Origin of the sequence: Bartonella sp. AP88HLJMH (assembly GCF_042195605.1) — a bacterium.
Taxonomy (GTDB): Bacteria; Pseudomonadota; Alphaproteobacteria; order Rhizobiales; family Rhizobiaceae; genus Bartonella.
In genome coordinates this window covers 110,897-134,031 of record NZ_JBHIOR010000004.1, presented here as the reverse complement: position 1 = coordinate 134,031, position 23,135 = coordinate 110,897, and the positions used below count along the sequence as shown (strand labels likewise).

General features: G+C 37.3%; 15 protein-coding genes, 3 tRNA genes and 9 pseudogenes. 15 read left to right on the top strand and 12 right to left on the bottom strand.

Going from position 1 to position 23,135, the window contains the following annotated elements; translation table 11 throughout:
- The 6 genes and pseudogenes from ACFIMA_RS03555 to ACFIMA_RS03530 form a co-directional block, all read right to left on the bottom strand.
- Window positions 1-788, bottom strand: a pseudogene (locus ACFIMA_RS03555) (tetratricopeptide repeat protein); the annotation flags it as partial.
- 1,040 nt (window positions 789-1,828) lie between these two features.
- Entirely contained in the window at window positions 1,829-4,552 is a 2,724-nt protein-coding gene (locus ACFIMA_RS03550) for a valine--tRNA ligase (RefSeq protein ID WP_375632625.1), read from the bottom strand.
- Window positions 4,553-4,701: 149 nt separating this feature from the next.
- Entirely contained in the window at window positions 4,702-5,256 is a 555-nt protein-coding gene (locus ACFIMA_RS03545; protein ID WP_375612445.1) for a DUF2497 domain-containing protein, read from the bottom strand.
- 252 nt (window positions 5,257-5,508) lie between these two features.
- Entirely contained in the window at window positions 5,509-6,801 is a 1,293-nt protein-coding gene (locus tag ACFIMA_RS03540) for a TolC family outer membrane protein (RefSeq protein WP_375653943.1), read from the bottom strand.
- 66 nt (window positions 6,802-6,867) lie between these two features.
- Window positions 6,868-7,542, bottom strand: a complete 675-nt coding sequence (locus tag ACFIMA_RS03535; RefSeq protein WP_375632626.1) for a protein-L-isoaspartate O-methyltransferase — start codon at window positions 7,540-7,542, stop codon at window positions 6,868-6,870.
- A 220-nt stretch (window positions 7,543-7,762) separates the two neighbouring features.
- Window positions 7,763-7,836 (bottom strand) — tRNA-Cys (locus ACFIMA_RS03530).
- Window positions 7,837-8,020: 184 nt separating this feature from the next.
- Here ACFIMA_RS03530 and ACFIMA_RS03525 point away from each other — a divergent pair.
- Window positions 8,021-8,095 (top strand) — tRNA-Asn (locus tag ACFIMA_RS03525).
- Between the two features lie 1,352 nt (window positions 8,096-9,447).
- Here ACFIMA_RS03525 and ACFIMA_RS03520 read toward each other — a convergent pair.
- The 3 genes from ACFIMA_RS03520 to ilvA all read right to left on the bottom strand — a co-directional run bounded on the left by ACFIMA_RS03520 (window position 9,448) and on the right by ilvA (window position 12,964).
- Entirely contained in the window at window positions 9,448-10,830 is a 1,383-nt protein-coding gene (locus tag ACFIMA_RS03520; RefSeq protein WP_375693116.1) for a DEAD/DEAH box helicase, read from the bottom strand.
- Window positions 10,831-11,120: 290 nt separating this feature from the next.
- On the bottom strand, window positions 11,121-11,651 hold the full coding sequence (locus ACFIMA_RS03515) for a hypothetical protein (protein WP_375632657.1): 531 nt from the start codon (window positions 11,649-11,651) through the stop codon (window positions 11,121-11,123).
- A gap of 35 nt (window positions 11,652-11,686) precedes the next feature.
- The gene (gene ilvA, locus ACFIMA_RS03510) at window positions 11,687-12,964 is read right to left on the bottom strand and encodes a threonine ammonia-lyase IlvA (protein WP_375612449.1); all 1,278 of its coding nucleotides are present in this window, start codon (window positions 12,962-12,964) and stop codon (window positions 11,687-11,689) included.
- Window positions 12,965-13,110: 146 nt separating this feature from the next.
- Between ilvA and ACFIMA_RS03505 the strand changes: the two genes are divergently transcribed.
- The 12 genes and pseudogenes from ACFIMA_RS03505 to ACFIMA_RS03450 all read left to right on the top strand — a co-directional run bounded on the left by ACFIMA_RS03505 (window position 13,111) and on the right by ACFIMA_RS03450 (window position 19,076).
- Window positions 13,111-13,196, top strand: a tRNA-Leu gene (locus tag ACFIMA_RS03505).
- Window positions 13,197-13,417: 221 nt separating this feature from the next.
- Window positions 13,418-13,696 (top strand): hypothetical protein, encoded by a 279-nt coding sequence (locus ACFIMA_RS03500; RefSeq protein WP_375640989.1) that lies wholly within the window; start codon window positions 13,418-13,420, stop codon window positions 13,694-13,696.
- A gap of 26 nt (window positions 13,697-13,722) precedes the next feature.
- Window positions 13,723-14,037: pseudogene (locus ACFIMA_RS03495) on the top strand (hypothetical protein).
- Between the two features lie 198 nt (window positions 14,038-14,235).
- Window positions 14,236-14,481, top strand: coding sequence for a hypothetical protein (locus ACFIMA_RS03490; protein WP_375693114.1), 246 nt, complete (start codon window positions 14,236-14,238; stop codon window positions 14,479-14,481).
- 256 nt (window positions 14,482-14,737) lie between these two features.
- The gene (locus tag ACFIMA_RS03485; protein ID WP_375671903.1) at window positions 14,738-14,899 is read left to right on the top strand and encodes a hypothetical protein; all 162 of its coding nucleotides are present in this window, start codon (window positions 14,738-14,740) and stop codon (window positions 14,897-14,899) included.
- Between the two features lie 421 nt (window positions 14,900-15,320).
- The gene (locus tag ACFIMA_RS03480; protein WP_375678102.1) at window positions 15,321-15,452 is read left to right on the top strand and encodes a hypothetical protein; all 132 of its coding nucleotides are present in this window, start codon (window positions 15,321-15,323) and stop codon (window positions 15,450-15,452) included.
- A gap of 171 nt (window positions 15,453-15,623) precedes the next feature.
- Window positions 15,624-15,969, top strand: a pseudogene (locus ACFIMA_RS03475) (hypothetical protein).
- Between the two features lie 233 nt (window positions 15,970-16,202).
- Window positions 16,203-16,421 carry an antitoxin gene (locus ACFIMA_RS03470; protein WP_375613730.1) on the top strand — a complete coding sequence of 73 codons (219 nt, stop codon included), beginning with the start codon at window positions 16,203-16,205 and terminating at the stop codon, window positions 16,419-16,421.
- Window positions 16,421-16,752 (top strand): annotated as a pseudogene (locus ACFIMA_RS03465) (type II toxin-antitoxin system PemK/MazF family toxin). Before ACFIMA_RS03470 ends, ACFIMA_RS03465 begins: the two are co-directional and overlap by 1 nt.
- Before the next feature lie 166 nt (window positions 16,753-16,918).
- Window positions 16,919-17,238: pseudogene (locus ACFIMA_RS03460) on the top strand (hypothetical protein).
- Between the two features lie 3 nt (window positions 17,239-17,241).
- Window positions 17,242-17,820: pseudogene (locus ACFIMA_RS03455) on the top strand (hypothetical protein).
- A 576-nt stretch (window positions 17,821-18,396) separates the two neighbouring features.
- A pseudogene (locus ACFIMA_RS03450) lies at window positions 18,397-19,076 on the top strand (phage antirepressor KilAC domain-containing protein).
- A gap of 244 nt (window positions 19,077-19,320) precedes the next feature.
- Here ACFIMA_RS03450 and ACFIMA_RS03445 read toward each other — a convergent pair.
- The 3 genes and pseudogenes from ACFIMA_RS03445 to ACFIMA_RS03435 form a co-directional block, all read right to left on the bottom strand.
- Entirely contained in the window at window positions 19,321-20,127 is an 807-nt protein-coding gene (locus tag ACFIMA_RS03445; RefSeq protein WP_375693113.1) for a hypothetical protein, read from the bottom strand.
- Between the two features lie 230 nt (window positions 20,128-20,357).
- Window positions 20,358-20,747 carry a hypothetical protein gene (locus tag ACFIMA_RS03440; protein WP_375693112.1) on the bottom strand — a complete coding sequence of 130 codons (390 nt, stop codon included), beginning with the start codon at window positions 20,745-20,747 and terminating at the stop codon, window positions 20,358-20,360.
- A 372-nt stretch (window positions 20,748-21,119) separates the two neighbouring features.
- Window positions 21,120-21,294 (bottom strand): annotated as a pseudogene (locus ACFIMA_RS03435) (transcriptional regulator); the annotation flags it as partial.
- Between the two features lie 357 nt (window positions 21,295-21,651).
- On the opposite strand from ACFIMA_RS03435, the gene ACFIMA_RS03430 reads away from it, so the two are divergent.
- The gene (locus ACFIMA_RS03430) at window positions 21,652-22,260 is read left to right on the top strand and encodes a fumarylacetoacetate hydrolase family protein (RefSeq protein ID WP_375678133.1); all 609 of its coding nucleotides are present in this window, start codon (window positions 21,652-21,654) and stop codon (window positions 22,258-22,260) included.
- Between the two features lie 144 nt (window positions 22,261-22,404).
- A pseudogene (locus tag ACFIMA_RS03425) lies at window positions 22,405-22,902 on the top strand (LysE family translocator).
- Window positions 22,903-23,135: the final 233 nt, after the last annotated feature.

The following is a 23,135-nucleotide window of genomic DNA, read 5'->3' as shown; positions in this document are numbered from 1 at the left end:
AAAACTGTTATTCTTTAAAATCTCAGCAACCAGTGAAATTGCTGTACGTCTCTCAGATTCATTACAAAGAGCAAAAGCCTCTTCTTGCAAAGGGTGAATCCAATTTTCGTCTTTTACGTTAGCTTTTTATAGGCAGCAGTTAACATTGCTGCCCCACGGACAATTTTTCCTTCTTTAAGCAGTATATTTCCAAGCATTGCTTGGGCAGAAGGATTTTCTTTTTTTGCTGAAAGTTGAAACCATCGTGCTGCTTGTATAAGATTTTTCTCCCTTCCCTCTCCCTTTAAAAATATTTTTCCTAAATGATACTGAGCTTTAGGATTTCCATAGTTTACCGCAGCCTGCATATAAAGATGAGAAGCATAAGAAGGATCAGGTTTCACAGGTGATTGAGGAATACCTTTTTTTATATATCCGGCAAGTTTAATCAATGCATCAGAAACATAACTTTCATCCTCTGAACCAAGATCAGCACCTTTTTCAACAATATATGCAAAAAAATTATATGCCTTATAATCATTTTTAGGGACACCATCACCGTTTGCATAGATAGAGCCAAGTTTCCAATTCGCACCAATATAGCCTCTCTTAGCAGCACAACGTAATGCTGCAATAGCCTGAGTTATATGCCCATTTTTATAAACAGACATGCCACGTTTTAAAAAATAAAACGAACCATCATTCGCTTCTTGCAAGCTATTGACATCTATTACATAAACAGTCGAAAAGAATTCCTCTAAAATCACAACAATCGTGACTTTTTTCCATATCTGAAACCTATTAACCATTCCCCCTACCTCAATTTTAATGATTATATCTGTTACAAATTTCTTTGTAGATATTTAAACTCTTTTTCTTAGTAAGAAGCATACGCAATTTTAAAGTAAAAATTTTAAAAGAAAAAACAAATAGATAAAAACCATCCAATAGGATTTATCGATCTTAAAATTTTATACGTATGAGCAAAAATCGTTCAATAGAATAACGTGCATTAAACAGCAACTTGAGAACGAAGAGAATACATGATGAATGGTAAACGTTTGAGTATAAAAAACAATACGAAAGATGGATAAATATAATGATGATAGTTAACTTATAACTTCACGACTGCCTTACCACCTTAAAGATGAAGTTTTTTTCCTCCGTCAATCTATAAACAATACAGCTTTTTGTTTAACGGATTGCACCTAACATCATTTCACATGGGGTTACTTCATACTTTACACACAAGTTTTACCTCAGAATACTCACCACTACATACAAAAAATACCACATATGTAATTTTACATGCCTTATATTGCTACTCTAAATGATGATATTTTACAGAAATAAAACAAGATATTGATTTTAATGATACTTTACCATTTTGCATGTTGAATGAGGACCTCGAATATCGTAAGATTCTCTCATTCCAAACTTGTTCCATGTTAAATCAATCAAAACCATCCGCTTGCACATTACAAGTAGAGAGAGCTATGTGGATAAAAACTCTGTGTAAGAAAGAACTAAAAATGCCTCTTACGAACGGTTTGAGCTAAGGGTTGTCCGGATATTGGACAGAATGGTGCCCCCAGCGCTTGTTACTTCACAAGCATAAAGAAGGGAAGCTCAATAGATTTACCGTTATACCATTCATGATCTACGTCGTGGAATAAGCTTGGATGCCTTAAAAGATGTCTCTTTAATGATAAACATAAAACAATGGATTTCAGTAGAGATTTTATGATCGTTCATGAAAAACTAACAAAAGAAAAAGTTTCCTTTTAAAGAAGATCTATACTAGCCCTACTGGTATGCAATTATCTATCAAAAAAATAAAAAGTTGAAATCAATCTAACCGCTCTAAAGCAACAAATATTTTTTTCTGCGCTGCACGCAGTTCTACAACCCTATTCCGCTCACGCTCAACAATTTCTGCTTTTGCATTTGCTATAAATTGGGGGTTGTTTAACTTAAGCGATATTTTTTCAATATCTTGTTCAATTTTACTGACATCCTTCCTCAAACGAACACGTTCAGCCTCCAAATCAATCAACTGTCCTAATGGTAAACAAAAAACAGCCTCTCCCAAAATCATTTGTGCTGATACTTCCGGAACTTTATCAGAGAAATCAATAACTTCAATACGCGCTAATTTTTTAAGAAGTGCATCATAACGCTTCATACGCTCTCGCGTTACTTCCCCTCCTTCGACAACAACAAGAGGTGCTTGTGTCGCCACTGGAATATTCATTTCAAAACGTACAGACCGAATCCCTGTGACGACATCAATAAGCCAATTAATATCATCAGCAGCTTCTTCATCTATCAATGTTTCCTCTGGCCATTTTGTCAATGCGAGCATATCCTCACGCTTGATGGCTTGCGTTTCTGTAAGAGACCACAACTCTTCCGTCATATAAGGCATAAAAGGATGAAGAAGTTTATAAACTTCATCTAAAACCCAAGCAGTACAAGCTTGAGCCTCATTTTTAGCATCTTCATTTTCCCCCTGAAAAATAGGTTTGAGAAGCTCCAAATACCAATCACATAATGTATTCCAAATGAAACGGTAAAGAGTGGCAGCAGACTCATTAAATTTATAGTGTTCAATACCAGTCGTAACTGCTGAAATTGTTTTAGATAACTCTGTTAAAATCCAACGATTAAGCGCCAATTTTGCTTGTTCTGGTTTAAAAGCTGGATCATGCTTCACACCATTCATCTGTGCAAATCGGGTAGCATTCCACAATTTCGTAGCAAAATTACGATAACCAGCAATACGGGAAACATCAAGTTTTACATCACGACCTTGTGCTGCCATAATAGCTAAAGTAAACCGAAGTGCATCAGCACTATATTGATCAATAAGCTCTAAGGGATCAATAATATTTCCCTTTGATTTTGACATCTTTGCACCCTTTTGATCCCGTACAAGAGCATGCACATAAACCGTTGGGAAAGGAACGTCACCCATAAAGTGAAGTCCCATCATCATCATACGAGCAACCCAGAAAAAAATAATATCAAATCCTGTCACAGATAAAGATGTTGGGTAAAAAGTAGATAATTCAGTCGTTTTATTTGGCCATCCTAATGTTGAAAAAGGCCAAAGAGCTGATGAAAACCAAGTATCTAAAACATCCGGATCACGGATTAATTCAACAACCTCACCATAATGAGCAAAAGCTGAATCTAAAGCCTCTTTTTCACTTTTTTCAACAAAAACCGTTCCATCAGGACCATACCAAGCAGGAATCTGATGTCCCCACCATAATTGGCGAGAAATGCACCAAGGTTGAATATTTTCCATCCAATTGAAGTACGTCTTTTTCCAGTTATCTGGAACGAACTGCGTTTTGCCTTGTTGAACAGCCTCTATCGCTGGCTTTGCTAATTCAGCAGCATGAACATACCATTGATCTGTCAAAAAAGGCTCAATAGGGACACCACTGCGATCTCCATGAGGAACCATATGGGTATGATCATCAACAGAAGCTAAATATCCCTGTTCTTCCATCAAAGAAACAATCTTCTGGCGAGCAACAAAACGATCAGATTTATCGAGGTTTTCTACTAACATTTTTAATTCATCTGATAAAATCAAACCATCGAAAAATGCTTCATTTTCACGAAGAAAAATCTCGGCTTGCTGGGTAAAAATATTGATCAAGCGTAAATGATTACGCTGTCCTACTTCAAAGTCATTAAAGTCATGAGCCGGTGTGATTTTTACAGCACCACTTCCAGCCTCAGGATCAGCATGGCTATCACCAACAATTAATAACTTACGACCAACAAGCGGCAAAAGAGCATTTTTACCGATAAGATTTTTATAACGCTCATCTTCAGGATTAACAGCAATTCCTGTATCACCAAGCATTGTTTCTGGTCGTGTTGTCGCCACTGTTATAAAAGTTGTAGCATCATTTGGATCAAAAGTTTTACCTTCAAGTGGATATCTAAAGTGCCACAAATGTCCTTGAACTTCTTTTTGCTCAACTTCAAGATCTGAAATAGCTGTCAACAATTTAGGATCCCAATTGACGAGGCGCTTATCCCTATATATCAACCCTTGCTTATAAAGCGTGACAAAGACTTCACGAACCGCCTGCGACAACCCCTCATCCATTGTAAACCGCTCACGCGACCAATCACATGAAACCCCAAGGCGACGCAACTGGTTTGCAATAACGCCTCCAGTTTCATAACGCCATTCCCAAATACGCTCAATAAACTTTTCTCTCCCCATTTCTTGACGCGTTGGCTCTTGACGTTCTGCAAGTTGACGTTCCACAACCATTTGCGTAGCAATCCCAGCATGATCCATACCAGGCTGCCACAACACATTTTTGCCACGCATCCGCTGAAATCTAACTATTATATCTTGAATTGTCGTATTGAGCGCATGCCCCATATGAAGTGAGCCCGTAACATTAGGAGGAGGAAGCATAACGCAAAAAGGTTCTGCACCGCTTTTAGAACCAGCTCCCGCTTTAAAAGCCCCACGAGTCTCCCATCTCTTTGCAACCCGTTGCTCTATAGAGGCAGCATCATAGTTTTTTTCTAACATTCTATCCATCCATAACGCCGCTGAAAAACACAATATATGATCAAAACCTGATCAGAATCTCGTGAATCTCAGCCATTCACTAGAGAGCTCGCAAAATCGCAAACAAAATCCCCATAAAATGAAAAACATAAAAATAATGTAAAAAATAATTAAGACGATTTTTTAATCGCTTTCACAATCTCTTCACGCAAAATATCTTCCAGCAAAATAGGCAATTTAGACTGTAACCATTCTGCTATAGCAGGACGCAACACATCCTTTGCAATCTTTTCTGCAGAAGAAATACAATATGCAGACAATTCCACATGACCATCCCTTCCAGCGTCTGATTGTGATTTCCTTATCTCATCTTCATATTCTTTTGCTTTATAAACAGAATTCCGTTCTTCAGAAGAAAGCTTCATCTTTTGCATATCCATACCAACTGTATTATTTTCTGCCTCTATATCCTCTTTCTCTTGCGTTATCTTCCCTCCTTGATTTTCAGAAGAAAGACCAATACGATCAGCTAAAGCTTTCATAGCATCATCAACCGATAAGGTTGTATCATAAATACCCTCGGATGCCACTTCTGAAGCATTCACTGCAACATCTTCATTTAAAAAGTGATCAGATTGAACCGCATTTTCTTCGATTATTTCACGAATAGATGTTAAAATTTCATCCATACTTGGCTCACGTAACACGCTTGAACTCTGTACCATACTTTACAACCTCTCAAAGACGCAACAACAAATAGAATCATATTTTCAGTGTATGCAAAAGAATTATAAGATCAACATGCCTCCTACGATATTTTCAAATATGCTTGTCATAAAGAGGGCGCTACACACAGTTTTCTACACTTATAAAAATAATATCTCGCCGCAATATCTTTCAACATATTCAACTGTTGATTTACTAATCTTTTAAAAACTAAAATAATTTAATAAGATTCAAAGAGATACTTTTATGTATTATCGGATATATTTAATTGTTTTTAAACCTAAATAACTTGCAGTCAATTTACCAATAGAAGATTGAACACTATAGCTCGCCACAACAGCATTACGCTCTGCCATTGCAAGCGCAATCTGAGCATTAATCAATAGAGTACGAGAATTTAAAACATCCAGCGTCGTTGCTTGCCCTACGCGATTTTCTTGAACACGACCTTTCAGAGCAATTTCAGCAGCACGAACACTTTCACGGTAAGCAACAACAGATGAGCGTGCGCCCTCCAACTGAAACCAAGCAGAAGTAAGTGCTTGTCGCGTATTACTATGCGCCAAATCGAGTTGAAGCTGCGCCTGTCCAAGCTGTTCCCTTGATTGGCGAATTTGCGCAGACGTACGCCCTCCTTCAAAGATTGGGACACTTACTGACAATCCTATCGATTTAGAAACGCCATCCTCTCCAACCCCGCTGTAGATTCGATTATAAGATGCTGTTGCAGAAAAATCAACTTTAGGGAGCAATGCCCCTTCTTTCGCCTTTACATTATAAACACTCGCATCAACTAAATATTTAGCATAAAGGATTGCTGGATGCATCACAACGCTCATTTGGTAAGCCATATCAAGGTTGACGGGAAAATCATTGGCTAGAGGTGGGCGTTTTAACTTTTCAGGATCAGAACCAATAACTTGTCGATACACTGCCTCTGCTGCTTTTACATCAGAACGAGCAAGACTCAGCTCTGAAACCGCCACGGAACGTGCAGCTTGAGCTTGAGCAAGATCAACATGCCCTCCTTCACCCACATCAAATTTCGCTTTATTTGAACGAACTTGTTCCTCAAGAGCTGCCAAATTTTCTCTCCGAAGATCGGCAACACGACGTGCGTGATAGACATTAGCATAAGCGGTCACCGCCTCCAGAAACGTATTTTGTTCAACATTACGAAGATATTCACGCTGGGCCTGCAACTTAACTTGAGCTGAAGAAAAGATATTTTGCGTGATAAAACCATCAAATAATCTTTGATTTAATCTCACTCCTATAGATCCAGAAGTGACATAAGGACCTGTAAAAGACTTATTGCGCCCATAGTTCCCAACCCCCTCAACCTGTGGCAATAGCCCCGATCGCGCAATGACAACATCATCACTGGATATACGCACAGCTGCACGTTCACTATTCAACTTAGCATTATATTTATAAGCCTTAGAAAAGGCATCCATCAATGTTTCAGCACAAACAGCCTCTGATAGAAAAACACTCAACACCAGCAATAAACACGCCTGAAACTTCTTGTTTACTCTAAACATAATACACACAATAACAAACCCCAAATAAATTACAAAATTATCTTTTATTCACAAAACAAACAAGCACTAAAACACAAAACCAGGTGTTTTGAAAAAACAAGGAAGAGGCTTTACAGCGAGGTTAAAAGCACGACGAGCCGAGATGATCCCATCTTCTTTTATATAGATTTGTGCAACAGCAGCATTTCCATGCCCTTCAACCACAACAAGACGTCCACAGTCTTTCATTTGATCAAAGATACCTTGAGGAATAAAATCAACAGATCCCTCAATGAAAATCACGTCATAAGGTCCCTCAACGGCATATCCTTTCTCTAATGGACCATGAACGACAACCACATTATCACATTGATTCCGTTCTAAAGCTTCAAGAGCACGTTCAAAGAGAGATTTATCACTTTCCAGCGCAATCACAGACCCTGCAAGTTTTGCAAGCAACGCTGCACAATAACCACTATTTGCACCAATATCTAAAACAACATCTGATGATTTTACAGCGGCAAGCTGTAGTAATTTCGCTAGAGACGCAGGTTTCATCAAATAGCGTGCAGGAACCCCATCTTGCACTGGACATAGAACAATATCAGTATCAAGATAACTTAACACTTTCATATCTTCCGATACAAAATCTTCACGAGATACCGTTAAAAAGGCTTCAAGAACTGATAAATCCGTTACATCGACTGTACGAATTTGATTGTCAACCATTTTGCGACGAAGCTCAGCAAAATCTGCAACCATAACGAATATTTTCTCCTAACCTACAAAAAACAAACAAAACAGCGACAATAAGGGATAAAGATCTCTTAAACTATGGGCGTTACAAAAAAGGATGCTACAGTCAACAATTAGATTTTAACTGTATAATCTCTCATACAAAAGTGTCTTCACAAGAATAGAGGGAAATAATCTATTTTCCTATACCTCATCTCCCTTAAAAGCCGTTTCGTTTAAAATCGGCTGGAGGCCTCGCCCGGAATCGAACCGGGATACAAGGATTTGCAGTCCTCTGCGTAACCATTCCGCCACGAGGCCTCGTCAACAAACATAAAGGTTTCAATAAGGGAAGGCAACGCATCCGTCAAGGTGTAGAAATATTCTCTCGCCTTTTTTCCTCTTATTACACAATTTATCATATTTTTTTAAAAAAAGTAATTTTATCCTTTGCAAATCAGTATTGCTTTGCTATAGCCTCTTCAACGAGATGATTGGGCACCATTCCCCGGTAGCTCAGCGGTAGAGCAACCGGCTGTTAACCGGTTGGTCGCTGGTTCGAATCCGGCCCGGGGAGCCACTTTTCTTTTATTCCACGTAGTTTATTGTTTTTTCTCAAGCTTTTAGACATGAGGGATTCGTTAATAAAAGTGATGGAATAGGATTTTTGCAATAAAATAGAAACGCAATATCCTACGGGGTGTGTTTTTTGCAATGAACGCAAAAAGCGATTGATTCATTTTAAATACTTTTTTCAAACTACCGCGCCTTTATAAGAGGACACAGCAATTATTTGCACATTATAAATTACGATTTCTTTCATCAGAGATGAGTTATTAAGCTCCATCAGCAATGAATCGGTCTCATATATTTTTTTCCAAAGAAAGAATGATTTGTACTTAATAAAGGAGTTAAACTTAAAAACCTGCTCATTAAGCAATCATTTTGAAAAATGGAAGAAACAATAATCAAGGTCATATATTATCTCCATACACCCCACATAACCCCCTCCCCATCCTAAAAGCAAAAAACATAAAACAAGTCTGTAAACGCTCCGACGTCTTATCTAACAGGTTATTCCTCCTGCTAACCACTTCAACGCTTTACAAACAACCTTGCCTTGTTCACCACACTGTCATAAAACATTTAATACATAAAATCTTATAGGCTTTATATCCCCCAAATAATAGTTTTACAGTAAAAACCAAGATAACGAGCTAAATTGTTAAGAATCCTGAGAAAGCCTTCAGAAATCATGACATTCTCGCTATTGTATTATGCAGTCACATGCTTTTTTAAAGAGATATCTCTTAAATACCCCAAGACTCTTTCACAATGACACCCCCGTAAATGGTATAAAATGAAATCGATTGATCAGCCCCATCTTTATTTATAATAAAAGCCATACCATCGTACTATTTTCCAACTCTCAATCTCAGCAATCCCCCATTGCCTTGGAAAGAGTTTATAAAAATTATTTTATTTATTTTTCAAATGATTATCTATATGAAAACTTCACACATAACGTGCAAGCGAATACTTTTGATTGATCCGCATAAATAACTTAAAAATGAAAAAAATACGATATAATGAATTATTAAATTATAAAACAATGAGTTATTATTAGACATCAATTTTTAAAATTAAAAGTTATCATTAAAGATAAAACACATCCTTTATAAAAATAGTTTTATATAAATAAAATCTACTTTTATTCCCATTTAAAAAAATAGGAATAAAGCAAATAAATAATTTCCTCTACAATAAAGATTTTTAATAAATCCAAAAAGTTAGAAGTTTTCATTTCTAAAAAATGAAAACCTCTAAAGGATCGTCTTACTTTGACAAGAGTATTTTATAGCTCTTTTCAATTGAGAATAAATCAACAAAAGTAAAAAATCTCCAGTACATGATCTTTTTTCAAGACTTTATCTAAGCAGCCCTCTTAACTGATTTTCGAAAACGAAGAGGCTTTGCACGCTTTACCACTGCTTTTGCTTTTTTATGCCTCTCATTTTGAGGTGAAGAATTCTTCCGCTGCAACTGTGCGGTATCATCTTTTCGACCTAAAAACTGTTTTTGACGTTTAGATTTTTTAAAACGGCGTTCCTTATCGTTTTCTTTTTCTTTACTTTCTCGTACAATTGGCTTTTCTGGAAACGCTGCAAATTGTTCTGGAACAGCCTCAGCCACCAATTTCATACGAATCAAGCGCTCTATAGCACGCAAGCGGGACCTTTCTACCTTCTCATCAAAAAGCGTAAGTGCTATACCAGATGCACCATTACGTCCTGTACGACCAATACGATGTACATAACTTTCAGCTTCATCTGGTAAGTCGTAATTAATAACGTGGCTTATCCCTGGTATATCAATACCGCGTGCAGCAATATCTGTTGCCACTAGGATCTGCACAGATCTTTCACGAAAAGCTTTTAAAGCAGACTGGCGAGCACCTTGTGATTTATTTCCATGAATTGTTGCGACTAAATATCCTACCTTTTCTAAACTACGCGTGACAGCATCTGCCCCATGTTTAGTTCGAGTAAAAACAATAACCGAATCAAAAGCTGGATTTGTCAAAAGTTTACTTAAAACATTCTTTTTTTCATTCGTAGGAACACAATATAATTTTTGGCAAATCTCTACAGCCGTAGTACCTTGAGGAACAACTTCAATTTTAACCGGATCATTGAGTAAACATTTTGCAAGCACAGCAATTTCCCTCGGCATTGTTGCAGAAAAGAGTGCTGTCTGACGCTCTTGATGCAAAAGCTTTGCAATTTGCTTAACATCATGAATAAACCCCATATCCAACATACGATCTGCTTCATCCAAAATCAAAAAACGAGATTGGGAAAGATCAACACACTTTTCACGAACAAGATCTCTCAAACGCCCTGGAGTCGCTATCAAAACATCCACACCTGCTTCCATACGTTTAATTTGTTTTAAACGTGATACGCCCCCAAAAATAAGACATGTTGAAAGATGTGCTCCTTTCGCCACAGTACGGATCGTTTCATCAATCTGAACAGCAAGTTCACGCGTTGGAGCTAAAATCAAAGCGCGTGCAGTTTTAGGACAGCGTTTATCACCCAAAGCCAAAATCTGACTTAAAATAGGTAAACCAAATGCCAAGGTTTTTCCAGAGCCTGTCTGAGCAACACCTAAAATATCGTGTCCTTTCAACATCACTGGAATAGCTTGTTCTTGTATAGGTTTAGGTTTACTCATCCCAGCAATGAGTAAATTTTTAATCAAAAGAGTAGGTAAACCTAACTTTGTAAAAACATTTTCTTCTTTTATAGGCAAAATAAAATCTTTCCTTAGCTGAAGAGTTCAAAAGAAGTAACCATCTGAACTCTCCACTCAAGAATCCGCGCAAGAGAAATCCCTGATATTTTAAATGAAGCAACGCCTAAAAAGCGGCTTGCGCAACTTATGAACACCTTGAAATCAAGATAAAGGCGTATAAACTTCACTTTACAAAAAGCCAACAAACCAGCCTAAATGCCTTCATCTCTATTATCTTTGGATTATGATAAAAAAGCAAGAACTTTACGAAATACATTTATCATGAATAAAAACAATATTTAGATCGTTTACTTTTTGATGATTGTGTCCATCGGTAAATGTACCTTGATAAAATCAGGATAAATCTCGAGAAAAACTGGATTTTGTAAAGTTTTTTGACCGCCATAAATTAAATACCATTGGTTTTTATCAAAAATCGCCAAAGTTTTATATTGAATGATGCGATCTTTCATCTCAAGAACTGTTGGAATTAAAGCATACAAAGTACCGTTATCAGTTTGTAAATACTCTATATTTTCTTTATCTAAACAATAAGCACCAGAAGGCAACCCCTCAAATTTCTTATGCAACTGTTGAAGAAAATCACTACGTAAAGCACTCTCTGTTGTATTCAATCGATGTGCCATCTCTTTATAAAGCCGCTCAGGCATATAACGAGAAATAGGCATAAAATCCCCATTTTTTATAGCATTATTGACATCAACAACGACTCTTGAAAGTTCATCTTTTTGTACTATTGTTGGCTGAGATGCTAAACTCTGTTGATTAACAATCAAAAAGAAAAATAGACTCAGCACCGAATAAAAAATAGGTTTCATCATTATACTTCTTGTTTTAGTAAAATTTCAGTTTCTCAAATAACAAAATCAAATAACGTTTGATCATCAGTAATATCACGATAACGCCAACCTAACGCTTGAAATTTTTCCTCTAAAAGACAAAAATTACCGTATTTTTTTGTTTCAATCGCAACCAATACAGAACCAAAGTTTCTCGCTGACTTTTTAAGATATTCAAAACGTACGATATCATCATCTGGTGATAATGTGGAAAGAAAATGACGCAATGCACCAGGATGTTGCGGAAAACTAAAAATAAAATATTTTCTCAACCCTTGGAAACGTAAAGAACGCTCTTTAATTTCTGGCAAACGCTCAAAATCAAAATTACCTCCTGAAATAACGAGAAGAATTTTTTTCCCCTTTAACTCTTGAGGAGGAATACTGTTAAGCGCATCAATCGATAAAGCACCAGCCGGTTCAAGAACCACACCTTCAACATTAAGCATTTCAACCATCGTAGAACAAACACGGTTTTCAGGAACCGTAATGACAGAATCAGGGGGAAATTGCTTTAGAATTGTATAGTTTAGAGCTCCAATTTCAGCCACAGCAGCACCATCTACAAAAGTGTCAATGCTTTCAAGCTTGACGCGTTTTCCACTCTCCAAACAAGCAAGCAAACTTGCAGCTCTTTGCGGCTCAACAAAACGAAGCTTTGTTTTCCAACCATATTCATGTAAAAACTTGCTCACTCCACTTGCCAAACCACCACCCCCTACCGGCACAATCATCAAATCTGGCTCACTTTCTCCATTGAGTTTTTTCCATTGTAAAGCAGCTTCACAAAGCACTGTTGCCTGCCCTGTAATAATGCGAATATCATCGAAAGGTGGAGCCATTACACCACCGCTCTCTACGACAAAGGATTGCGCAGCTTCATAACATTGATCAAATGTTTCACCAACCAAACGAATATCAATGAATTCTTTACCAAAAATACGTGTTTTTTCAATTTTTTGTTGTGGCGTTGTCATAGGCATGAAAATCACGCCTTTACGTTTAAAATAACGACAAACAAAAGAAACCCCTTGCGCGTGATTCCCCGCTGAAGCACAAACAAATGCAGAATCTGGTGATATACAGCTAAGCATTTCTGAAACAAAATTGAAAGCACCACGAATCTTATAAGACCGCACCGGTGTTAAATCTTCACGCTTTAAATAAATTTCTGCATCATACTTTTGACTAAGAAAATCATTTCTTTGAAGTGGTGTTTCAGCAAACACGTGATGCAATCCCACCATAGCTTTTGTGACGTCTTGAATAAATTGACTCATAACACTAATCATTTCATACTTTATTTACATTATAAAAGCTTTTTCTATCGATAAAGGAAACTATTGTCAGTCAAAATTTCACTAAAAAATGAAAAATGTTTCTTTTGTCATTAATTCTTGATTCAATAAAAGATATAGCTTATGAGAGAACTCACATCGCGGACGTGATGAAAACGGTAAACATAGCAGACTTAAAATCTGCCGGTCGAAGACCTTGCGGGTTCAAGTCCCGCCGTCCGCACCAGATTATCTTAATCTCTCTTATTTTCCAATGATTTATTAAAAATCAAAAAAATTAAAGCACCTTCTAAACCACCTTTCGTAACTTTATTATAACGCTATAAGACGGCACCGAGGTGGTACTAAAATACGAATCATTGCTGCTTTTTGAGGTACCTTTTTAGCACTTTGACCTCCTCCTCGTCTTTATAGGATGGAGAGGCAATCAATATTGCTAATTTGGGATTGGCTTATACTCTTCATGACTCTTGTAAAACGACGCAAAAGCTCAGAAAAGAGATAGATGCAAAAGACAAAATAATAGATAAAGAAGCTGAAATAATACGTGCACAAAAAGATGTGATTCAAAAACAAGAAGAGTTAATTCGAAAATCAACTGCTTCTAAGATTATTTTTCCTCGAATGGCAGTAAAAAATTGGCCCAAAAGTAGTTTCAAGTACTTTCTCACGACCATTTTTTCAAGACAGGCAATCACAACACGCTCTGTCATAGCGCACATATAAATACGCAACAGCCTTCATGGGGGAAGATGATCATCAATACACAAACCGTTCTCTGCCTTGATCTAGATCTAAGACAGGCTGGGCGATTTCTCGTGTAGACAGCAGTATAACAAGTGGCACTTGTCAATTTTGAATTTTTTCGTTTTAAAGGCGATAGTATGCGCTATTTGCGTTTTCAGCAATGGCTTACAAAAATGAAGATCACAACAGATAAAGTCAATGCCTCACAAGAAAAGATGATTAAGACGGTGTGTGCAAAAGAATACAATCCAAAAGATGACAACGAAGCAAATGCTTTAGCAATTTTATATTTAGTTAAAGAAGGGAATGCGCATGTCTAATGCAATGCCATGGATAAGATTCCTTTTGAATGACTGGAACAGTGAGATAGATGGAATGACATGAGAACAAAGGGGCATTTATATAACGCTTTTCATTCGCATATATGACAAAAAAGCACCAATTAAAACAGATTTTGAAATGCTTGCCCGCGCTTGCAATTGCTCGCAAAAAAGTTTGCAACTATTGTCGAATATCTCATGAAGAATGGTAAACTTCTTGAGAAAGATAATGGTTTGTCGAATACGCGCATTGAAGAAGAGCTAAAAGATTTTACTGATAAAAAAGCGCCCATATCGCAAATTCATAGTGAGGCTGGAAAAAAGGTGTACAATAAAAAACGCTATAAAAAACATTTTAATGATTTTGCTGAAGCAAACGCTAAGCAAAATCAAGCTATAAAGAACCAGAATAAGAATATATATAAACTAAAACTATCATTTTAGCAAAAAAACTGCTTCTGAAAATTTAGAAACAAACGAACAGGTTGACGAACCAACATAGGTTGCTGCTGTTGAGACCACATCAGAGCAAATCGAAACGGGTGTAGAAAACCAACCTTCCATTCACGAGCAAGAGAACATTACGAAAAAAGCTAAACGGGTTAGAAATGACAGTGGCTGTCGTACCCCTGATGATTTCGAACCTGTTTATGATTTCGCAATCGAAGAGGGATTGCCTCCAGAGCGTATCAAAGCCGAAATGGCAAAATTTCGAGATTATTGGAAAGCTAGAACAGGCAAAGATGCACGCAAAACGGATTGGAAAGCAATGTGGCGCAACTGGGTGCAAAAAGCTATCGAGGATTTAGAGAACGGAAAAAACTATGGAAAATCACTCTTAAAGGCAAAAAAGTGTAGATGAACGCATCTCAGACAGCATCCTTGATATCGGGCCTCGAGGTCACTTTGAAACACATTCACGAGATGATAGCTCCGGAGTTTCCTTTAGTTTTGAAAAGTGGCAAGCATTGACACAACAGCAGGAAGCGATTGCCTTAGAAGCGTGTGATCAACTTCACGAATTGTTTTCAATAAAAGCGAGCAAAGAGGACATAACCAAGGCAATTCGGATGCTTTCGTGTGGTTTAAAAAATTTCGCAACAGGCAGATCATGAAGGTATAGCGCTTACCTATGGAATGTTTTTGGAAAGTGTTTCTGCGTGGTCACTCATAAAAACGGTTAAACGGGGATTTTATGCGATGAGGTAGAAGATTTATCGGATACGTTTTTTCCAAGCACTCGTGAGTTAGTAAGATTATGTCGTGATTTGGAAAATAGTCTTTTGACAAAAGCCAATCTTGTACGCAAGGCTGTTTTGAACACCCGTGAAAAAAGGCTGAAAGAAAAGGCAATGAGAGAGAATTCAAGACCACTCACGTTGGTTGAAAAGCAAGTGAAAAACATTGCAGGTTAGCAAACTAGTGAAAATTGCTGATCGTTTTGTGATTGGATGTGCATTTAAATCGACAAAATGGCACCGTACAGAGTGATTTAAAGATTTTATGATAAAAAACCTATCTTATAAAACGCTCTGTACGGTCAAATTTGAGGCAAATAGACAAATTTGTAAAATTAGGATTAAAGTATGTTCATTTTAAAACATCTATTCTTAAAAAACCGTAAACAACCCATGCGAAAGAGGTTTGTTGCAACGGCAGTGGGTATGCCCCATGGGGGATGGGACAGAGGAGTATTTTTACAACCTCTACGAATACGAAGACGGCACAAGAGAGTGTGAAAAGTTTGATGGTGGTCAGTATTACAAAACACCTAAGAATGCGGATTTTAGTACCAAAGCGCAAGTAAAAGCATGGGTTTACGGTGGTGATATTCCGAAAAGCATTCTCAATTACGAACCTCTTATAGACGAGATCAACAGAGAGATCAAAAAATTATCGAAAACCGCAAGAAATAAATATGTTTACAGATAAGCAGCTAAGAGCCTTGTTTGGTATTATAACTTTTATATTTTTATGTTTTTCAGAAATTAAAAAAATATTGACTTTATTCAGAGTATATTGCGTATTGCTCTAAATGCGCTTCTTAAACATTTACACAAAAGCATTAAAAGCTATTGAATCATGGGCCTTATGTTATATTTTTATATAATATTAGAGAGGGCGTTTTATGCACAACAAAATTACGTAAAGTTGGAGGATCCGTTATGCTCTCTATACCGCCTGCATTGTTTGATGTTCTTCATCTTACTGAAAATATGCAAGTGGGTTTAGCTATTGATAATGGACAATTGGTTGTGAAACCACAAATATCGCAAAATTACACTCTTGAAGAATTGTTAGCCGAATGTAATCCTTCGGACGATTTTGCGGATAAAGATGTAGAGTGGTTTGATGCTAAGCTTATTGGCAGAGAGCTCTTGTAATGAAGCGGGGTAAAATTTGGTTTGTATCGCTTGACCCAACCTCTGTCTATGAGAAAAAGGAACGCGTCCTGTACTGATTGTGTCACCGGAGGCGTTTAATCGTTTAACAAAAACACCCATTGTTTTGCCCATTACGAGTGGAGGAAATTTTGCTAGAATAGCAGGCTTTGCTGTTTCATTGGTGGGAACAGGGCTGCATATAACAGGTGTGATACGCTGTGACCAACCGCGTGCTTTAGATATAGTAGCGCGTAATGGAAAAAGAATGGAAACTATTCCATATATAATTATGGATGAAGTCTTAGCAAGGTTATCAACATTTCTTACTTGAATTTTTTCTACACTTTTTAATGTTTAAAAACACCAACTTTAGGTAAAAAGTAAAAAAGCATAAGATCATGATTTTTTCTGCTGACAATCAGCTAATCAATTTTTCACAGAATAAAAATCAATAATTGACTAATGATGTCATTAATTATGACTCAAAAGGAGCAATGATGAAAACTGTCATCACTAAGCCAATGTGTGTTGTTGGAGACAATAAAAGCACTGTTCGCTTTGAACCATCAACACCCAATAATCCATTTGTTGAAGTTTCTAATCAGGTCTACGTACGTCTCAAGCGCGCCAATGCTCAAAACCTTTTGTTGACGTCAAAACAACAGCAAAACCTAAAAAGACAGTTGAACAAATTAAGCAGATAGAACAAGAAGTAGCACAAACATTATCTAAACCAATGACTGAAGAAACCTTACTCGAAAAACCAAAAGCATCTAAAGTCTCTCAATCATCAACACCTACTCTTAAAAAGGCTTAGACGTTGAAGTTAATCATCCACCAAAAATGGTATCTTCAACAGGTGAAGGATACCTTCACCAGTCTTCAAGCACCACACCTTAATTGGGCTTTGCGTAATGCTCTAAACACCGCAGCAAAACAGTCGAACGCTTTACTGAAAAGCAAATTGCCGATGTTACATCTGCCCAATCAAAGCATGTTAAGCAAGGTATTTATATTAAAGAAAAGGCGACAGCAAGGTTTCTTGAGACAGATATCATTCGTTCTGGAACACCGATACTTCTTAAATTTTTTAAAGCAAAAGAACAAAACGCGGCGTGACTTACACAACTGTTTGGAAAAAACAAATCTTGCCCATGTTTTTATCAAGGATGGGAGTTTTCCAAAGCGTGTTGATTTAAAAAAGATGAAGGGTAATGTTTTTCAAAGAGCGGATGGAGATCAATTCCCCATTGCAAAACAAGAGGAACCCTCAATTGCTAGGGTGATGTCAAAGCCAGAGATTACAAGTGCTATTGCACAATATGCCAATGAAAGATTAACCAAAAATATACAGAGACAACTTTCTCGTCAAGAATACGCTGCTAATAAGAAAGGCTAGATCATGTTCTCAAGCTTTATCTATATCTTACATATCCTTATGAGTTTATGCATTACACACTTTGATTGCAATTTTAAAAACAGATTATCACTTATGCTTTGTTTTTCCATAAAAAAGTCAATAAAATCAATATAAAAGGTACTTCCCAGCGGGTTGGCTTCGTTGCGGGACAGGCTAGTGCGAACTATCGCTAGCGACAGAATTTTCAATTTGACTGTACATTGTACACTTAACTCATTGATAGATAACAATTTCAATATGTACACTGTACAGTATGTGAAACGTTTTCTTAGCAAAAAGTAATTTTTGTTGCTGAACAATTCTATAGTAATAGGTATTTTCGAATCAGGTGCCTCAAAACAACTAGCGGATTAGTTGCCGAAATAACTAATCTTCCGCAATTTAAAAGCTTTAACTCATTGTATGCTACATGCATATAATAGCTTTGTCAGGTGTGGCTATACTATATAACACCCTTCGGGGAAAGGCGTAACGACGGACTAGATGCCGTTTTTCTTAGTGCCCAGCACTCTTTTAGAATGTCATTAAGGAACGTCTAACATCTAAGAATTCTTTATGAATACCATTATTGAAATTACTGAATTATGTGGCAAAAGGCATGACAATATTATGCGTGACATCAAGAAAACGCTTGAAGAACTTAACGCCCTCAAATTTGAGGAGGTTGATTTTGGTGGGCACTACCTTGATAACAAAAGTGAAAGCCGCCCTTGTTATAACCTGCCAAAGCGTGAATGCTTAATTCTTGTTTCTAGTTACAGCACTGCCTTACGAGCAAAGATAATTGACCGTTGGAAAGAGTTGGAAAGACAAGTAGCTATTCCACAAATTGATTACTCCAAACCCGAAGTATTACTTGGCGCCTTAAATCATCTACAAAATCAAATTAAGCAGAAAAACCATGTTATTTCAGAATTAGCACCAAAAGCAAAAGCTTTAGAAGGCTTAAAACGCTCTGATGGTTTGTTTGGTTTGATTGAAGCCGCGAAGATGTTGGAGATAAGACCAAAGGATTTAACAGATTACTTGCGTAAAAATGATTGGGTGTATCGACGTGCTCCAAGTGGTCCATTGTTACCTTTAATCAGGATAAAATCAACAAAGGATTCATGGACTGTTCTGCCATCACCATTCAAAAACCGGATGGAACAGAAAAGGTGCTGCCTTCAACAAAAATCACACCTAAAGGATTGGCGGCATGTTTGAGAGAACAAATCCATGGAGGTGTGCAATGAAGGTAAATACTAACTTCTTATGCGATTTATGGATGGCATTATCTCAATTTTCTAGGCATGAAAATATGAGTGATAAGATTGTGCTGCTCTGGTTGACATTATGAGTTTAGTAGAAAAAGCTTTGATTTTAAAACTTCAAGATGAAGTGTCAATCCTTCTTTCGATATCTTTCTCATCTGACGCTCCATAAAAAAAGCCCCACAAAAGTGGGGCTGGATAAAATGATGTTCTAATCAATCTTGCGTTAATTATAATAAAGTGGCTCGCTACATCCACGGGCGCCTATTTTTTCATCTTCTACATAACGAGAATGCGCAAAATTCCGTACAAGATGATCATTGTTAGAGCCACCAGTCCAATCGCCTCCTCCCAACATAACATTTATGTCTACACGTAAACTGCTTCCTTGCTCCCCTGTATGCCATTTAGTCACTGGATAACAACCAGACAAATATTGCCAAACATAACCGCAACCATCCTCACAACCGATATGCGAAATCATCCGTCTATTGTTTGTATCAACGTGTCCTCCAGACGTCTTAAGAGAAGGCGCTTGATTGCCGACAATACTGGTTGCTTGATTACTTCCATACATGCTTGGCGAAAACTCATCACTCGTCAAAAATCTCTTACTAACAGACCAAAAATCAAATGCATGATCCGCATAGCTACGACTGGTCGTAATCGGAACACCATAGGCAGACTTTGCATTTACACCTGTCCCTGATTGAAGATAAATATCAACCCAAATATTATGCCACGGATTGTAAACCATCCCTTCTGGACTACTACGTGGGCGGTGATTTAAACACCAGACAGACTTGGGCAAAACATCCCCCGCTTGATAACCCGATAAGAGATGACCTTCAATCTCACCAACATCCGCACATAGCGTATGAAATCCACCGATCTTTTCAGAATTATCCTTTGTATAGCCATCAGGAGCCGTCGGATTTTGCGAAAGCTCAAAGGATAGCTCATTCGTCTGATCTTTTAAGATGAGATATATATAATAATCCTTTCCTGCTTCAAGATCTTCGTCAAAAGTCATCCTTCCACGCCCTGGAATGCGGTAAAAGAGGTACCTACCCCATTCTCTTCACCATGATAAAAGCGAAAACATGCCCCGTCATTGATCACAAGACCTTTTCTATTTTTCGGATCGGCTTCCAGAATTCTGTCAGGTTGATGAAAACGCACATTCTCTAAAAAATTAGTGGAAAGAGAACCTACCTTACTTTGAAGTTCAGAAAGACTGTCACTGTTCCTCTGTGCCTTCTCTTAAACTTCTGTCAATGCACTCTTCGCTTCTTCCGCTAACACTTTTGCCTCAGAGGCGGCTGTATTCGCAGAATTTGTCGTTGCTGTCACCGTGTCTAATGAACTCTTGACCTCTCCAAGCCCTCGCTTTGTCGTATCAGCCTCTTCTTTTGCTTGCTCCGCAACATTCATCGCTTCTTCCGCTGTTATCTTCGCAGTCTCAGCTACTTCCTTGGCTTCTACAACCAAAGGTTCTACCTTATCTGCCTTAACCTGCGCTGCTTCATAAATGATCAGATCAAATTCTGATAAACCGTATTTCTCTTGCGCATCCGCAATCACTTGGATTAATTGGTAAGTAGCAAACACCACGGTCATTGCATTCGCTAAGACTTTATTTGTTTTTTTCAAAGCTTTTGAACATCAGTTGGTAGCTGATAGAGCCAAGATCTGAGACATCGAGTTCGACAACAGCATCTTTGTTTTACGACGCTTGCCAACTTATGTATCAGAATACACCACAAAGGAATGAAACAGTACTTCTGTATAGCGTGTCCATTCTCTTATCGTTTATGACATCAAAGCCAGAAAAGGCACGAGAAACAAAACACGCTCTCCAGTTCCGGCTATTTGTTGTGCTATCTTAAAGCTGGTAAAAATCTTCTCCGTTCCAAATGCCATAATAAGTTTGCCACGGTCTGCTTCTTTTTAATCATCACAGACTTTCTCATACTTTTGGATTTGTTGAAAAGTTATCCCTAATTGGTACCCTAATTGCTTTTACGACATTCCCAGCATTTTTCTTTGAAAGCGATTTTTTGCCTATAGAAATGTCGTTAAAATGTGGCTTTTTGCTTTTCACTTTCAAGTCCCCCGCCGGTTGCGAGCACCCTCGCATTAGTATTCCGAGAGCCTGAAAATATTGAATACGAACCAGATTTTTACTTTTAGTGCTCATAGCACCTAGACATAGAAAAATATCCCATAATTCCGAGACACCCACAGAGTGGGCTCATTTATGATCGAACTTTAGGGCTTTCAGACTCTACTAATCGCTGCGTAGACGAGCAAAATCACTCTTTAAGTAATAAAGTAATTTCAGGAGATTAGCAATCAAAATGAAAATAATCTCAAAGACTATAAGATTGAGCACTCTTCAAAAGAGGATAATGCGAAGGGCTGTCATCGTGGTTAGTCATTAACCCACATAATGCTTCTTTTCCAGAAAACGCAAAACGCGATATAAGAAAAAATGTTGTTTGCAAAGTTTTCTCTTGCCTATACAAAGAGAAAATGAAAAATTTGGAGGGCTCCCATGATAAATGACATCTACTGTGTTGGATACAATTATGTTGAACATGTTCATGAACTAGGTAATGTTGTTGAAGATGAACCTGTTATCTTTAGCAAGCCAAAAAGTTCACTCGTTTTAGGCAATGAAATTTATCTCCCTAATTTTTCCAAAGAAATACATTTTGAAACCGAAATTGTGCTCAAAATCTCAAAGGACGCTTTCATGATTATGGAGGCAGAAGCAGAAGAATGCTATGATGCCGTAGCAATAGGTCTTGATCTCACCGCGCGGGATTTGCAAACAAAACTGAAAGAAAAAAAGCTTCCTTGGCTTTTATCGAAAGGATTTAAAGGCGCTGCATACGTCTCTGACTTCATAAACAAGGAAAAAATAAACAACCCAATAACCTTTGCAATGAAGTTGAATGGCGAAACAAGACAAGTTGGCAATACGAAAAATATGATCTTTAGCTTTGAGAAGATAATCTCATTTTTAAGTCACTACATTCAGCTAAGACGTGGTGATCTCATATACACAGGCACTCCACAGGGTGTCGGAAAACTTTCTCAGTTTGACAGAATAGAATTGTATCTCGAAAATCAATTAATTTCAGAGCTAAAAGTAAAATGAATCATCAAATACTGACCTTTTTCATTGTTTCATTTTTTTTAGTCATCTCACCGGGGCCGAATATGGCCCTTATCATCGATAATGCAACGAGATTGGGAAGAAAGAACGCATTTGTAAACGTTTTAGGATTGTGTACAGCAACATATGTGCATGGGGCATTTTCCACACCTAGGTGTATCAGCGCTCATTCTCAACAACAAAACGCTGTTTTTTTTAGTAAAACTCATGGGTGGCAGCTATTTATTATACATGGGCTTTAAATCAATTAAATCTGGAATACACAGCTTAAATTCAAAAGAAAGAAGTTCAACGAATGAAAAGCATGCTACGAGTTAAACAAAGCTTTTAACCAGCTATATGGACGGTTTTCTGACACAAATACTAAACCCCAAAGTATCTATATTTTACATAGCAGCTTTTCCAAAATTCTTAGCTTCTGGAGGTAGCATTAAAAAAGGTTTTGAACTTGTCACAATACATTCTTTCAACATCTTTGCATGGTTTACTTTAATGACCATTTTTATATCATTTGCCAGTACCGCCTTAAAAAAGCAGCGGGTAAAAGGCTCGATTAACATTGCGACAGGAACAGTTTTATCTTTGATAACAAATTGTAAAGTTAATAGAGCAATCTTTTCCTGATTCTGTCTCTCACTATGAATAGCTCAATCTCTAACAGAGCTTATACAATCCCCAGTTCTTTTTTTCTTTGTATAACTGAATTACGTTGCATTTCTTTATCATACTCTCAAGGACGTTTGTGTAAACTTTGTGTAAACAATGTAAGTTCCTCGCAACATTTTATAAAATGTTACCAATATCTAAACAAAATCCTTATTCATCACTTTTAAAAAAATAAGCTATGATATTCCTCT

What these genes read in the sequence shown, in the direction of transcription:
- ilvA (WP_375612449.1), bottom strand. Translation starts at nt 12,964, where the DNA reads ATGATTAGTGTTATGAGTCAATTTATTCAAGACGTCACAAAAGCTATG.
- ACFIMA_RS03470 (WP_375613730.1), top strand. Translation starts at nt 16,203, where the DNA reads ATGCTCTCTATACCGCCTGCATTGTTTGATGTTCTTCATCTTACTGAA.
- ACFIMA_RS03445 (WP_375693113.1), bottom strand. Translation starts at nt 20,127, where the DNA reads ATGACTTTTGACGAAGATCTTGAAGCAGGAAAGGATTATTATATATAT.
- ACFIMA_RS03540 (WP_375653943.1), bottom strand. Translation starts at nt 6,801, where the DNA reads ATGTTTAGAGTAAACAAGAAGTTTCAGGCGTGTTTATTGCTGGTGTTG.
- ACFIMA_RS03485 (WP_375671903.1), top strand. Translation starts at nt 14,738, where the DNA reads ATGGCAAAATTTCGAGATTATTGGAAAGCTAGAACAGGCAAAGATGCA.
- ACFIMA_RS03430 (WP_375678133.1), top strand. Translation starts at nt 21,652, where the DNA reads ATGATAAATGACATCTACTGTGTTGGATACAATTATGTTGAACATGTT.
- ACFIMA_RS03490 (WP_375693114.1), top strand. Translation starts at nt 14,236, where the DNA reads ATGAAGAATGGTAAACTTCTTGAGAAAGATAATGGTTTGTCGAATACG.
- ACFIMA_RS03550 (WP_375632625.1), bottom strand. Translation starts at nt 4,552, where the DNA reads ATGTTAGAAAAAAACTATGATGCTGCCTCTATAGAGCAACGGGTTGCA.
- ACFIMA_RS03515 (WP_375632657.1), bottom strand. Translation starts at nt 11,651, where the DNA reads ATGAAACCTATTTTTTATTCGGTGCTGAGTCTATTTTTCTTTTTGATT.
- ACFIMA_RS03545 (WP_375612445.1), bottom strand. Translation starts at nt 5,256, where the DNA reads ATGGTACAGAGTTCAAGCGTGTTACGTGAGCCAAGTATGGATGAAATT.
- ACFIMA_RS03535 (WP_375632626.1), bottom strand. Translation starts at nt 7,542, where the DNA reads ATGGTTGCAGATTTTGCTGAGCTTCGTCGCAAAATGGTTGACAATCAA.